The organism is Brucella grignonensis, from assembly GCF_002252505.1.
In the GTDB taxonomy this organism is placed as follows: Bacteria; Pseudomonadota; Alphaproteobacteria; order Rhizobiales; family Rhizobiaceae; genus Brucella; species Brucella grignonensis.
The window spans coordinates 469,696-482,397 of sequence record NZ_NNRL01000157.1 but is presented as its reverse complement, the minus strand read 5'-3'; the positions used below and the strand labels follow the sequence as shown (position 1 = coordinate 482,397).

Below are 12,702 nucleotides of genomic sequence, written 5' to 3'. Positions count from 1 at the left end.
GTCGAAACTGACCGCTTTTCCCGTATTAAACATGCAATACCGCTTTGAGATTTCGCGGCTTACTGGTAAATCGCGCGCATGAGCACACCACTTGACCATATTCGCAATTTTTCGATCGTCGCCCATATCGACCACGGCAAATCGACGCTGGCCGACCGCCTCATTCAATTGACGGGCGGGCTGGACACGCGTGAGATGAAGGACCAGGTCCTCGACTCGATGGATATCGAGCGCGAGCGCGGCATTACCATCAAAGCCCAGACTGTTCGTCTTACCTATAAGGCGAAGAACGGCGAGGACTATGTGCTGAACCTCATCGACACCCCTGGACATGTCGACTTCGCCTATGAAGTCTCACGTTCGCTGGCTGCGTGCGAAGGTTCGCTTCTGGTAGTGGATGCCAGCCAAGGCGTGGAAGCGCAGACGCTGGCCAATGTCTATCAGGCCATCGACAACAACCACGAGATCGTGGTGGTGCTGAACAAGATTGACCTTCCTGCCGCCGAGCCTGAGCGCGTTAAAAACCAGATTGAGGAAGTGATAGGCATCGATGCCGCGCAGGCGGTGCACATTTCCGCCAAGACTGGCATCGGCATCGAAGATGTGCTGGAAGCCATCGTCACCCAGTTGCCTGCGCCAAAAGAAGGCGACCGCAATGCGCCATTGAAGGCGATGCTGGTCGACAGCTGGTATGACAGCTATCTCGGCGTTATTGTTCTGGTCCGTGTTATCGACGGTGTGCTGAAAAAGGGCCAGACCATCCGCATGATGGGTACGGGCGCGAAATATCCGGTTGAACGGACGGGCGTATTTACGCCGAAAATGGTTCAGATGGATGAACTCGGACCGGGTGAACTGGGCTTCATCACCGCTTCCATCAAGGAAGTGGCTGATACCCGCGTCGGTGATACCATCACCGAAGACCGCCGCCCGACGGAAAAGCCCCTGACGGGCTTTAAGCCGGCGCAGCCGGTTGTGTTCTGCGGACTTTTCCCGGTTGATGCGGCAGACTTTGAAGACTTGCGCGCAGCCATGGGCAAGCTGCGTCTTAACGATGCGTCGTTCTCGTTTGAAATGGAAACTTCTGCGGCGCTCGGTTTCGGTTTCCGCTGCGGGTTCCTGGGGCTTCTGCATCTTGAAATCATTCAGGAACGTCTTGAGCGCGAGTTCGATCTCGACCTCATCACAACGGCGCCTTCGGTTGTCTATCGCCTGAACATGCAGGACGGCTCGCAGAAAGAGCTGCACAATCCGGCTGATATGCCGGATGTTGTGAAGATCGAAGCGATCGAAGAGCCTTGGATTCGCGCCACCATCATGACGCCCGATGATTATCTCGGCGCGATCATGAAGCTCTGTCAGGAGCGTCGCGGCCTCCAGATCGATCTGACCTATGTTGGCCCGCGTGCGATGATCACCTATGATCTGCCGCTCAACGAAGTCGTGTTCGATTTCTACGATCGTCTGAAGTCGATCTCGAAGGGTTATGCTTCGTTCGACTATAATCTCTCGGATTACCGCGAAGGTGATCTGGTTAAGATGTCGATCCTCGTCAACGAAGAGCCAGTCGATGCGCTTTCGATGCTGGTTCACCGCTCGGCTGCTGAAAAGCGTGGCCGTGCGTTGTGTGAAAAGCTTAAAGAGCTGATCCCGCAGCATATGTTCAAGATCCCAATCCAGGCAGCCATTGGCGGCCGTATCGTGGCGCGCGAAACCATTTCGGCATTGCGCAAAGACGTGACAGCCAAGTGCTACGGCGGCGATATTTCGCGTAAGCGCAAACTTCTGGACAAGCAGAAGGAAGGCAAGAAGCGCATGCGCCAGTTCGGCAAGGTGGAAATCCCGCAAGAGGCCTTCATTCAGGCACTCAAGATGGGTGATGATTGAGCGCCGTGCAATCTGGTATTCCGCTGAACGCTCCGCCTTATGATGCGCGAGCTTTAGCGAATAGCATTTTACAGGATGCTTACCAGTTTAATATCGATCTCTATTCTACATCCATGCTCAAAATTTTGTACTTTGCGCATGGATGGTATCTTGCTCGATTCAATACTCCATTAATTGGTCAACCTTTTGAAGCTTGGAAGCACGGTCCGGTTATAAGAGTTATTTATGATCAATTGAAAGGTATGTCTGGTCGTAAAATTGAGCGTAGATTCGAAATCTTCGATGCTGTGACTAAACAGTATATAGCTCCTGAGGCGCATTTAACTGATGCCGATCGCAGCTTCATAAAGTTTATGTTGCGTGCCTACTCTCAATTCCATCCCTATGAATTATCTGAAATGACGCACGAGGTTAACTCCCCTTGGCACAAGGTGTGGGAAGCTGGATCAGGTCGAAGTGCGATTGGAATGCGCATCCCCAATAAATTTATACGCGAATATTTCCTTACACTCAACGAATCGGATATATTTCGGAGTTCTTGATTATTAGACATGCATTAAACAGCAAGCGGAGATGGAATGCCATACTATCGTGTGCCAATGCTTATAGATGTTTTTCGATTAACAGGTGAGACTGACGCAGAAACTGAGTCAAATGTAACTCGGCATTTGGCAAAGAAGCCAGGTGGTCATAGTCATCAGCGTAGTGTGACTTTTTTGAAAGCTGCGTATAGTAATGCGCATTTAAGGACACAAAAACTAATTGCGGATTGTCGCGGAAACGGTACTATCGTTGGTGCAAATGATAACGCCAAAATAGTTGAATCTGTATTACCTAAGATTATTGGGCGTAAGATACAGGCATTCGATTTCGGCAAAAGACAATACCAGATCTCTCCAGATCTTTTTAGTACAATTGGACCAAGTTTTTTTATCGTTGAAAATGATACTATCAAGATGGTTTATTTTCATTCTAGGAATGATAATAGAGCATCAATCTCTGATTTAGCTGGTTTGGCTTGGGCTATTGATGAAGAAATATTAAAGACAGATTTTTTTGGGCAACGGGCCGACGTTGAAATTCATTATGTAGATAAGATTGGTTCTCGCCGGAGCGATACTTTGTATAATCTGGAATCTTTACGACCTTATCTTAAAGAAGAGCCAATTGTTATTCTTGATAGATTTGCAAGAGCGTTCAGAAAGGTCGATGAAAACCGACTTGCCGGCGAGTTGAAAAAGCGCGAACAGAAGCGTGGCGATTTTGATGACGGGCAAATAGTGATGGACATTTAACTTTGCCTCACCAACCCCGCATCTCCATCACCTATTGCACGCAATGTAATTGGATGCTGCGGGCGGCATGGCTGGCGCAAGAGTTGCTGCAGACATTTGGGCAGGATTTGGCGGAAGTGGCGCTGCGGCCCGGTACAGGTGGCGTGTTTGAAATCCATCTGTCTATGCCGAGCGGTCAGGATGAACTCATCTGGGAACGCAAGCGTGACGGCGGTTTTCCGGAAGCCAAGGTATTGAAGCAACGCGTGCGTGATCTGGTCTGGCCTGATCGCGATCTTGGTCACTCTGACAGGACGTCAAAACCTGAATAAGACAAAGCCCGCAACTTGCGGGCTTATTTTGTTTTGGTAGGTTTTAATCCTCATCCACCACGCGCAGGCGCATTTGGGTGGGTGCGTTATCCGACTGTCGCGTCGGGCGCTGGGGCTCTTCAGCGGGTGCCGGGCCAAATTCCAGTGCTTCGATCTTCGCACCGCGCTTGGTGACCTTATTGGAAGACACCAGAATGTCGTCAATATCCTTGTTGGCCTGCACGAAATGGGTTTGCAGCTTGCGCACACGTTCATCAAGGCGGCCCACATCTTCCATCAGACGGATCACTTCACCCTGAATGACATGCGCCTGTTCGCGCATACGGGCATCTTTCAGGATCGCCTGAATAACCTGAATGGACAGCATCAGGAGCGATGGCGAGACAATGACGATCCGCGCCCGGTGCGCGCGCTGGATCAGCGCTTCAAAGTGCTCATGAATATCAGCAAAAATGGATTCCGACGGCACGAATAGAAAAGCCGTATCCTGTGTTTCACTGGGTATCAGATATTTGTCGGAAACATCTTTGATATGCACTTCCATATCACGGCGGAACTGCGCAACGGCTGTCTTGCGCGCTTCCGGATGTTCTGTTTCGCGCATGGAGTTCCATGCTTCAAGTGGGAATTTTGCGTCGATAACCAGTGAAGGCGCGTTGTTTGGCATCCTGACAAGGCAATCGGGGCGCGTGCCGTTGGATAGTGTCGCTTGAAACTCGTAAGCGCCCTGCGGCAGACCATCGGCAATGATTGCTTCCATGCGCGACTGGCCAAAGGCACCGCGCGTCTGCTTGTTGGCAAGGATCGCCTGCAACTGCACGACCTGACCGGCAAGCGACTGGATATTGTTCTGCGCCGTGTCGATGACTGCAAGACGCTCCTGCAGTTTGGCGAGGTTTTCATGTGTCGAACGGGTCTGCTCGGTCATGGTCTGACCGATGCGATGCGTCATGCCGTCGAGCCGTTCGCGGATCGACTGGTTGAGCTCTGCCTGCCGTGAACCGAAGACTTCGGCCATGGTTTGCATCCGGCCCTGCATTTCGGATTGTGCTTTCAGAATCTCTGCCATGCGATATTCCGCATCGCGCGCACGGTCTTCAGCCTGTGCTTCCGCAACCGCGCGAAGACGTGCAGAACGCGCTGCTGCAATGAGGAAAATGGCGAGGCAAAGGACCAGCACGACAATGCCCGCAAGGAGGATATCTCCCAGCGTGAAAGAGGTTGCACCAAGCTGCAGAAGTGGTTCGTTCAAGAGATTCTGGTTTTCCATTGCGCCAGCTTAACTGATTCGTGTCGCCTTGATGAGATCAAAACAAGAACATTTTGCAAGTTACAATTGACGATTCTCGCACAAGCGATTACGTGAAGCGCATGTCTATTAAACCGCTCATCATCCTTCCCGATCCCGTCCTGCGCCAGCTTTCCAAGCCTGTCGAGCGCTTTGACGATCAGTTGCGCAAATTTGCCGGCGACATGTTCGACACCATGTATGACGCGCCGGGCATTGGCCTTGCCGCCATTCAGGTGGGCGAACCTCTGCGGATGCTGGTGATTGATCTCGCCAAGGAAGACGAGCCGAAGGCGCCACATGTCTTCATCAATCCGGAGATCGTTGCCTCATCGGACGAACGCAGCGTCTATGAAGAGGGCTGTCTGTCGATCCCGGATTATTATGCCGAGGTCGAGCGGCCTGCGACCATCAAGGTCAATTATTTCGATGCGGACGGCAAGGAAAAGTCGATGGAAGCCGATGGGCTGATGGCGACCTGTCTGCAGCATGAAATCGACCATCTCAATGGTGTGCTGTTTATCGATCATATCTCCAAGCTCAAGCGCGATATGGTCATCAAGAAGTTCAAGAAGCTCGCCAGTCAGCGTGCGTCAAACAGGGCTTTGTAATGCGGATCGTCTTTATGGGGACGCCGGATTTCTCCGTGCCAATCCTCACAGCCATCATCGGACAGGGTTATGAAGTCGTTGCGGTTTATTCGCAGCCACCGCGTCCGGCTGGCCGTCGCGGACTGGAACTGACCAAGTCGCCTGTGCATGAAAAGGCCGAGGAATTCGGCATTCCGGTTTTCACGCCGAAGAGCCTCAAAGGTACGGAAGAGCAGGGCGTTTTTGCAAGCCTTGAAGCGGATGTCGCAATCGTTGTGGCCTATGGCCTGCTGCTGCCACAGGCCATTCTCGATGCGCCGCGCCTTGGATGTTACAATGGCCATGCCTCGCTTCTGCCGCGTTGGCGCGGTGCGGCTCCTATTCAGCGTGCGATCATGTCGGGCGATACCGAGACCGGCATGATGATCATGAAGATGGATGCGGGGCTTGATACGGGTCCTGTCGCCATGGCCGAAAAAGTTGCGATTACGCCGGACATGACAGCAGGCGAGCTGCATGATCGTTTAAGCCTTATCGGTGCTGACCTGATGGTGCGTGCGCTCGGTGCGCTTGAGCGTGAAAGTCTCACACTTCAGGCGCAGGACGAAGAAGGTGTCACTTACGCTGCCAAGATCGACAAGGCCGAAGCGCGTATCGACTGGTCGAAGCCCGCGAAGGACGTTCACAATACGATCCGCGGCATCTCGCCATTTCCGGGCGCCTGGTGCGAGATGGAAATCAACGGTGCGGTTGAACGTGTAAAACTTCAGCGCTCCACATTGGGCGAGGGAAGCGGCGCTCCGGGAACTGTGCCGGGAACTATACTTGATGATCGCCTGACAATTGCTTGCGGCGATGGTGCTGTGCGGCTTGTGACCCTACAACGTTCAGGCGGCAAGCCTTTGTCTACGCAGGAATTTCTGCGTGGTACACAAGTCACGAAGGTTCTCTGAGCGGTGCCTCGTTACAAGATTACTGTCGAATATGACGGCACGCCCTATGTCGGCTGGCAGCGGCAGGAAAACGGTCATGCCGTGCAGAACGCGATTGAGCAGGCGTTCAAGAAATTCTGCGGAGAGGATCTGACATTGAGTGCGGCAGGCCGCACCGATGCAGGCGTTCATGCGAGCGCGCAGGTCATTCACGTCGATCTGACAAAAGATTGGGGTGCTGCGAAAGTGCGCGATGCGCTCAATGCGCATCTGGTGATGGCGGATGAACGCATCAGCATTCTCAATGTCGAGAAGACGACGGATGCTTTTGACGCGCGGTTTTCGGCGCGTGCCCGGCATTATCTTTATCGCATTCACAATCGTCGTGCGCCGCTGGCGATCGATTATCAGCGTGTTTGGTGGGTGCAGAAGCGTCTTGACCACGAAGCGATGCACGAAGCTGCAAAGCGGTTACTTGGTGAGCACGACTTTACAACTTTCCGCGCAACGCAATGTCAGGCGAAAAGCCCGATCAAGACGCTCGACCGGCTCGATATTACGCGCGATGGCGATTATGTCGAACTGCGCGTTTCAGCGCGTTCCTTCCTGCATAATCAGGTGCGATCCTTTGCGGGAAGCCTGATGGAAGTGGGCGTTGGCCGCTGGACGGCAGATGATTTACAGGCTGCTTTGGAAGCCAGAGATCGCAAAGCTTGCGGTCAGGTCGCGCCGCCCTATGGCCTCTATTTGATTGGCGTTGATTACGCATTTCCGTTTTGAAGATACAATCGGGTAAAAGCTGTTAGGGGATTAACAGCAAGCTTCCTGAAGACTGGCCGTTTTCGAGCATTCGATGAGCTCGTACAGCCTCAGCGAGCGGGATTTTTTCGCTGATTGTTCCAACTATTCCTTCGCCCATAAATTTGAAAAGCTCTGTTGCGGAAGCTCGGTAGTTGTTGAGGTCGGTGACATAAGAGATCACACTTGGTCGCAGGAAGGAGAAGGCGGCCTGCTTCGTCAGTTCGTCGACTGTGCTTTGAGCAATGCGTCCACCTGCCTGCCCAATACTGACCAATGCCCCTGATGGTTGAATGCACTTTGCAGTTTTCATAAGAGTTTCGCCGCCAATTCCATCATAAGCCACGTTGACGCCTTGTCCGTCTGTCAGTTTTTTAACTGCTGCAATAAAATCAGTGTCTCGTCCCACGATGACATGGTCGGCTCCGTTCTTTGTAGCGATAGAAGCTTTGAGTTCCGTGCTAACGGTTCCTATCACTTTAGCGCCAAGATGTTTTGCCCACCGCGTCAGGATTGTTCCCAAGCCGCCCGCTGCTGCATGAATCAGCACTGTGGTGTTGCTATCAACGCAAAACGAATGGGTGAGAAGCATGTGTGCTGTGATCCCGCGTAACAAGTTCGCTGCTACTTCATCAGAGGATACATGTTCGGGTAATTTGAGGACTCGATCTGCAGGGAGTAGTCGCGTTGAAGCGTAAGCTCCTATGGGAAGGCCGGCATATGCTACCCGATCACCCGGTTTGAGATTAGATACACCGGGGCCTGCCGCTTCAATAAATCCAGCGCCTTCAACACCGAGAATGATCGGGAAATGAGGCACGGGGTATAGACCTGTTCTGTGATAGACATCGACAAAATTCACACCAATCGCCTTGTGGCGAATTCTTACCTCACCCGGTCCAGGTTGTTTGGGTGTGTGTGGAGCTTTCCTGAGCAATTCTGCTCCACCAATAGCGTCGAGTAGGATTTCGCAGTCCATTTTTAGCGTCTCCATTGAATTTCGACTTACAATAGAGCATGGATATTCGTTAGAAAATTATCGATTGTTTCGCATTGATGGGAAAAATTTAACAATGTTGAACTGGGAGAATGTGCGCTATTTTTTAGCTTTAGCGGAAGTCGGCACGCTCTCCGGCGCTGCTCGCCTACTCCAAGTCGAGCACGCAACCGTAGCAAGACGTGTTGAATCTCTGGAAGCTGAGGTCGGATTAAAGCTCATAGATCGTCGCGGACGACGTTTCTTGTTGACTGCCGATGGCCAGCAGGTGGTTACAATCGCACGTCAGATGAATGATCAGGTGCATGCTATTTCGCGGTTGAGCGCGTCCAGCCATGCGGATTTGAATGCGACCGTAACGATCAGCGCGCCGCCAGCTTTCGCTGCCGCGCGGCTTGCTGGGCCAATTGCGGCCCTCTGCTCTAAATATCCTGGCCTCAATATATGTCTGCTTGGTGAAACGCATTACAGTTCGCTGGAGCGGCGTGAAGCGGATATAGCTATTCGTCTCACGCGACCATCTGTTGGCAATCTGGCTATCCGCAAGTTGCGAGAGGAGGCCTTTCGACCCTATGCAAGCCGCAACTATCTGGCGACGACACCGCGTGAAGAATGGAGATTTGTCGCTTATGACGAAAGCCTTGAAGCCGCACCACAGCAAGCATACCTGCTCGCTTTAGCCGATAAGCGATCAATAGCGTTGAGGACCAACATACTGGAAATTCAGCGCGCGCTTGTTATGGCGGGTGGTGGAATTGCTATGTTGCCGGATTTTATGGTGGAAGGAGATGACGCCACCACATGGGTTTCTCCGAACCACGCTCCGCTTAAGCGGGAAGTCTGGATGGCTGTGCATACGGATATGAAATCCGCACCAGCAATACGTGCAGTCATAAATGAGATTACAGCTGCACTGGATCGATCTGGTGCAACTGCTGATTAATAAGCCTGTGCACTAAGCCCGATGCCGAAGAGCTGCTGCAGGAACACTGTGATGAACAGTGAGCCGAAGAACATGCAGGCAAAGAACGGTGCCACATAAGCGTGTGGGCGTTGCAGTACGACGAATGTGAGCCGATAGCTCAATATGATCGATACCGCGAACATGACCAAGGCAAAAAGCGTTGCAACATCGAGATAGCCCGGAAAGAACAGTTGTAGCAGTGTTATCGGCGCGAAAAGCCAGGATAGCAGAGCACTACCCCAGTTGGTTGCTATAACATAGGCTGCATAGCGCTTTGATATGCCTATCCGTCGGGCGAGTACCCCAACAATGGCAATTGGTATCACCCATGCGGCAAGATCGACGAATGCCGCGCGGATGACGATTGCAAGGCGCAAGCCCGCTTCATCGCGACCGGCAGTCAGATCGGCCGCATAGGCAACCCACGTTGCCAAAAGCGGAGGAAAGGCGATGGCAATCGCATAGAAAGATGCCCAGAAATCTTCTGCAGAGATGTCAAGGTATGCAAGGCCGTCTTTACGGCCAAGCATCATCTTCCAGACGCCCGTGAAATATCTGAAAATATCATCCAGACTGGGCATGAAATTCCTTTACCCCCTCAGCATCGGCTCGAAAATCGAGTTCGGTTTTCGAAAAGCACGGTGCTTAGTTTCGATTGATTAGAGCGTCCTTTGTGCGTCTGAATGGACACACGGCGCTCCAAAAAAATCAGCGATGAAACGTTCGTAAATCTGTGTGAGGCCTTCTAGATCGGCAACCGCGACGCGTTCGTCAACCATGTGCATGGTCTGTCCGACAAGGCCAAACTCGACCACTGGACAATAGTCCTTGATAAAGCGCGCATCAGATGTGCCGCCCGACGTCGAGAGGTTGGGGCGCTTGCCTGTGACTGCTTCAACAGATGACGTCAGTGTACCGATCAGCTTCTCGTCACGGGTTAAAAAGACATGGCTCGGGTGCTCGCGCCAGGCCAGTTCATAATTGATTGGCGTTTCGCGACCCGGGCGCAGGCGATCATTACGCGACGCTTTTTCGAGACGTGCGATGATTTCGGCCTGCAGGCTTTCTGCTGTCCATGTGTCGTTAAAGCGGATATTGAAGGAAGCGCTTGCCTTGTTGGCAATAACATTGGTGGCTTTGTTGCCGACATCAATGGTTGTCACCTCCAGGTTGCTCGCCTGAAAATCTGCTGTGCCTTCATCAAAGGCGGGGTAGAGCAAGCTGTCGACAAGTGTGGTGATGCCACGAACCGGGTTCTCCACCAGATGCGGATAGGCAGCATGACCCTGCACGCCGTGGACCGTAATGGTGCCGGAAATAGAGCCTCGACGCCCGATCTTGATCATGTCGCCAAGCGCGTTGGGGTTGGTTGGTTCGCCAACGATTGATGCATCCCAGCTTTCGCCACGTTCCTTGGCCCATTTCAGAAGCTTTTCGGTGCCATTGATCGCGGGACCTTCTTCATCACCGGTGATGAGGAAGGACACGCTGCCCTTTAGGCTTCCGTGTTGTTCGACATGACGGGCAACGGCTGCAACAAAACAAGCAATGCCACCTTTCATGTCGACCGCGCCGCGACCATACATAATGCCGTCTTCAATGGCTGCGGAGAAGGGGGGGTGCTTCCAGTCGGCTTCATCGCCGGGAGGCACAACATCGGTGTGGCCGGCAAACATCAAATGAGCGCCATTGCCAGACTTGCGCGCATAGAGATTTTCAATGTCCGGCGTGCCTTCTTCAGTGAAGACCGGGCGCTGGATGGAGAAGCCCATCGGTGTGAGCATGTTTTCAAGTGCCGTGAGCGCACCACCTTCATCGGGCGTTACCGACGGGCAGCGAATGAGAGCGGCGAGGTTTTCGGCAGGATTGGTAGGCAGGCTCATGGTGTCACAGCTTTATTCTGAGAATCGTATGGGCTTGAGATTAGATCGGGAAGCGCCCAGATGAAACAACAATCCCGTAACTGGGTAAACACTGGCGCATCGACCCTAAAATCGGAATCAATTTTAAGAAGGCTCGATGCCTAAGTTCTACAGTTTAGAGCGTCCTTGTGTAGCGCCCAGGAGGACGCAGGGCGCTCTAAGAACTGATGCTAATCGCGGCCTTTCTCAATTCGTTGCAATTCGGGAATGAAATTTCCTTGACCAAGGGGGCTTTGTCATCGTTAGTTAAAAAAAGATTGATAACGAGACCCGGAAAACGGGCCGGTCATCGGGGAATTGTCACTAGAGAAGTTTTTCTAGGTGACTTTTTAATAATGGGAATCCGTCATGCGTTCACTGATTTCTGCGGCAGCAGGTATACTAGCCCTATCCGGGGCGACGCTGGTCCCGGCCAAGGCAGCACAATGGAGTGAAGCGGGCGGGATAACGAGTATTCCCTACGGTCATCTTGATTATTGCAAACGAGCACCACGAGACTGTGGTGCCCATCGTGCACTTTCGCCAATGAAATTGACGCCGGAACGCATGCAGATGCTGCAAAAGATCAATGCATCCGTGAATGCTGCCATCAAGCCAGTTTCCGATCAGGATAATTATGGCAAGCGTGATTACTGGACCCTGCCAAAGAATGGTAAGGGTGATTGCGAAGATTATGTGCTTTTGAAGCGCGCCAAACTCATGTCTCGTGGCATTAGCCCATCACAGCTCCTTATTACAATGGTGCAGGGTAGTGAGCCGCATATCGTGCTGACTGTAAGGACAGATCGCGGTGATTACATTCTCGACAATATGCGCGGGGAAGTGCTGCCGGTAGAGAAGACGTCCTATCGTTACATCAAGATGCAATCGCCGGGTAATTCTGGCCAGTGGGTTTCGATCGCTGGACGTTCCGTGGCTGTAGCCAACAATTAAAGCGTTTCTGAAAAGTGTGAACCGGTTTTCGGGGTGCACTTAAAAACAAATGATTAGAGCGCCGATCTGATTGGGTCAGATCGGCGCTCTATTTTTTGCCTCGCGTGCAATCTGAGCCTTTTTTATTATCGCCCTACTTGCGATGGCGGTGCGAGCATTGAACGCCTGTTTTTGATTTGCAGATCATGGCGAGGATGAAGCTATCAGCCGCATAATTGTCGCCATTGAGCCTCATTGTTCGCTAATATTATACAGTGAATGCGAACAGTCTGTTCGAAGAAAACGAACAAAAATATCCATATAACAGTTCTGTGAATGTTGATATATGAGATAACCATTTGTTTATAATGTATATTTTTCTCTTTTTTTGACCGTTCTTGAAAAATTAAATGCACAAATGTGTGATTAAGAAAACACTTTCGTGACTGGAACTTTCTCTCATTGTCACCCATTTGAGCTGCATGAGGACGACGCATAGAACGCCGCCCATCAGACTAAGGAGATAGAAAATGAATAAGTTTGTTCTTGCTGCCGCTGCTCTCGCTCTTAGCGCCGGTGCTGCTTTCGCTGAAAACCCAAATGTTGGTGAACCAGCTGATCTTTATGCAAACGACCGTACCCCAGTTGCTACACAGCGCGTCGATCACACCGCGACTGCAGCAATTGGCCAGTCGACCTATATGGATGGTTCGGCAAACCGTTTCGGTGATGCTTCGCCTTCCAGCTTCTCGAACTAAGAGTTCGATTAAAAGCTTTACTATCCCGATCTGATCACAGATCGGAAT

14 protein-coding genes are annotated in these 12,702 nt (G+C 51.9%); 10 read left to right on the top strand and 4 right to left on the bottom strand.

The window, feature by feature from the left end:
- Positions 1–78 precede the first annotated feature (78 nt).
- From lepA to CEV33_RS09455, 4 genes are read left to right on the top strand one after another with little or no spacing between them, the layout of a single operon-like run.
- Positions 79–1,887 carry a translation elongation factor 4 gene (gene lepA / locus CEV33_RS09470; protein ID WP_094540226.1) on the top strand — a complete coding sequence of 603 codons (1,809 nt, stop codon included), beginning with the start codon at positions 79–81 and terminating at the stop codon, positions 1,885–1,887.
- Positions 1,888–1,892: 5 nt separating this feature from the next.
- Complete coding sequence (locus tag CEV33_RS09465) at positions 1,893–2,429, top strand: Panacea domain-containing protein (protein ID WP_235818392.1); 537 nt, start codon at positions 1,893–1,895, stop codon at positions 2,427–2,429.
- A 36-nt stretch (positions 2,430–2,465) separates the two neighbouring features.
- Positions 2,466–3,182 carry a hypothetical protein gene (locus CEV33_RS09460; RefSeq protein ID WP_141211574.1) on the top strand — a complete coding sequence of 239 codons (717 nt, stop codon included), beginning with the start codon at positions 2,466–2,468 and terminating at the stop codon, positions 3,180–3,182.
- Positions 3,183–3,184: 2 nt separating this feature from the next.
- Positions 3,185–3,493, top strand: a complete 309-nt coding sequence (locus tag CEV33_RS09455; RefSeq protein WP_094540223.1) for a SelT/SelW/SelH family protein — start codon at positions 3,185–3,187, stop codon at positions 3,491–3,493.
- Positions 3,494–3,536: 43 nt separating this feature from the next.
- Here the strand turns inward: CEV33_RS09455 and CEV33_RS09450 are convergent, their stop codons facing one another.
- Positions 3,537–4,763, bottom strand: a complete 1,227-nt coding sequence (locus CEV33_RS09450) for a DNA recombination protein RmuC (RefSeq protein WP_094540222.1) — start codon at positions 4,761–4,763, stop codon at positions 3,537–3,539.
- Positions 4,764–4,864: 101 nt separating this feature from the next.
- Here CEV33_RS09450 and def point away from each other — a divergent pair, with 101 nt between their 5' ends.
- From def to truA, 3 genes are read left to right on the top strand one after another with little or no spacing between them, the layout of a single operon-like run.
- Positions 4,865–5,392 carry a peptide deformylase gene (gene def, locus CEV33_RS09445; RefSeq protein WP_064322451.1) on the top strand — a complete coding sequence of 176 codons (528 nt, stop codon included), beginning with the start codon at positions 4,865–4,867 and terminating at the stop codon, positions 5,390–5,392.
- The gene (fmt, locus tag CEV33_RS09440) at positions 5,392–6,324 is read left to right on the top strand and encodes a methionyl-tRNA formyltransferase (RefSeq protein WP_094540221.1); all 933 of its coding nucleotides are present in this window, start codon (positions 5,392–5,394) and stop codon (positions 6,322–6,324) included. The genes def and fmt overlap by 1 nt, the downstream gene beginning before the upstream one ends.
- Before the next feature lie 3 nt (positions 6,325–6,327).
- Complete coding sequence (gene truA, locus CEV33_RS09435; protein ID WP_094540220.1) at positions 6,328–7,083, top strand: tRNA pseudouridine(38-40) synthase TruA; 756 nt, start codon at positions 6,328–6,330, stop codon at positions 7,081–7,083.
- Between the two features lie 22 nt (positions 7,084–7,105).
- On the opposite strand, the gene CEV33_RS09430 is transcribed toward truA, so the two are convergent.
- Positions 7,106–8,080, bottom strand: coding sequence for a quinone oxidoreductase family protein (locus tag CEV33_RS09430; RefSeq protein ID WP_094540219.1), 975 nt, complete (start codon positions 8,078–8,080; stop codon positions 7,106–7,108).
- Between the two features lie 94 nt (positions 8,081–8,174).
- On the opposite strand from CEV33_RS09430, the gene CEV33_RS09425 reads away from it, so the two are divergent.
- The gene (locus CEV33_RS09425) at positions 8,175–9,041 is read left to right on the top strand and encodes a LysR family transcriptional regulator (protein ID WP_094540218.1); all 867 of its coding nucleotides are present in this window, start codon (positions 8,175–8,177) and stop codon (positions 9,039–9,041) included.
- Here CEV33_RS09425 and CEV33_RS09420 read toward each other — a convergent pair.
- Both CEV33_RS09420 and dapE read right to left on the bottom strand, forming a co-directional pair.
- Positions 9,038–9,643: a hypothetical protein gene (locus tag CEV33_RS09420; protein WP_094540217.1), complete on the bottom strand. Its 606-nt coding sequence runs from the start codon at positions 9,641–9,643 to the stop codon at positions 9,038–9,040. The two genes, CEV33_RS09425 and CEV33_RS09420, sit on opposite strands and share 4 nt — an antisense overlap.
- 78 nt (positions 9,644–9,721) lie before the next feature.
- Positions 9,722–10,945 (bottom strand): succinyl-diaminopimelate desuccinylase, encoded by a 1,224-nt coding sequence (dapE, locus tag CEV33_RS09415; protein ID WP_094540216.1) that lies wholly within the window; start codon positions 10,943–10,945, stop codon positions 9,722–9,724.
- A gap of 387 nt (positions 10,946–11,332) precedes the next feature.
- On the opposite strand from dapE, the gene CEV33_RS09410 reads away from it, so the two are divergent.
- Both CEV33_RS09410 and CEV33_RS09405 read left to right on the top strand, forming a co-directional pair.
- On the top strand, positions 11,333–11,917 hold the full coding sequence (locus tag CEV33_RS09410; protein ID WP_094540215.1) for a transglutaminase-like cysteine peptidase: 585 nt from the start codon (positions 11,333–11,335) through the stop codon (positions 11,915–11,917).
- 509 nt (positions 11,918–12,426) lie between these two features.
- Positions 12,427–12,654, top strand: coding sequence for a hypothetical protein (locus CEV33_RS09405; protein WP_094540214.1), 228 nt, complete (start codon positions 12,427–12,429; stop codon positions 12,652–12,654).
- Positions 12,655–12,702 lie beyond the last annotated feature (48 nt).

Coding starts and splice junctions, on each gene's coding strand:
- CEV33_RS09425 (WP_094540218.1), top strand. CDS start 8,175: ATGTTGAACTGGGAGAATGTGCGCTATTTTTTAGCTTTAGCGGAAGTC.
- CEV33_RS09405 (WP_094540214.1), top strand. CDS start 12,427: ATGAATAAGTTTGTTCTTGCTGCCGCTGCTCTCGCTCTTAGCGCCGGT.
- CEV33_RS09460 (WP_141211574.1), top strand. CDS start 2,466: ATGCCATACTATCGTGTGCCAATGCTTATAGATGTTTTTCGATTAACA.
- CEV33_RS09420 (WP_094540217.1), bottom strand. CDS start 9,643: ATGCCCAGTCTGGATGATATTTTCAGATATTTCACGGGCGTCTGGAAG.
- CEV33_RS09430 (WP_094540219.1), bottom strand. CDS start 8,080: ATGGACTGCGAAATCCTACTCGACGCTATTGGTGGAGCAGAATTGCTC.
- dapE (WP_094540216.1), bottom strand. CDS start 10,945: ATGAGCCTGCCTACCAATCCTGCCGAAAACCTCGCCGCTCTCATTCGC.
- CEV33_RS09410 (WP_094540215.1), top strand. CDS start 11,333: ATGCGTTCACTGATTTCTGCGGCAGCAGGTATACTAGCCCTATCCGGG.
- lepA (WP_094540226.1), top strand. CDS start 79: ATGAGCACACCACTTGACCATATTCGCAATTTTTCGATCGTCGCCCAT.
- CEV33_RS09450 (WP_094540222.1), bottom strand. CDS start 4,763: ATGGAAAACCAGAATCTCTTGAACGAACCACTTCTGCAGCTTGGTGCA.
- def (WP_064322451.1), top strand. CDS start 4,865: ATGTCTATTAAACCGCTCATCATCCTTCCCGATCCCGTCCTGCGCCAG.
- fmt (WP_094540221.1), top strand. CDS start 5,392: ATGCGGATCGTCTTTATGGGGACGCCGGATTTCTCCGTGCCAATCCTC.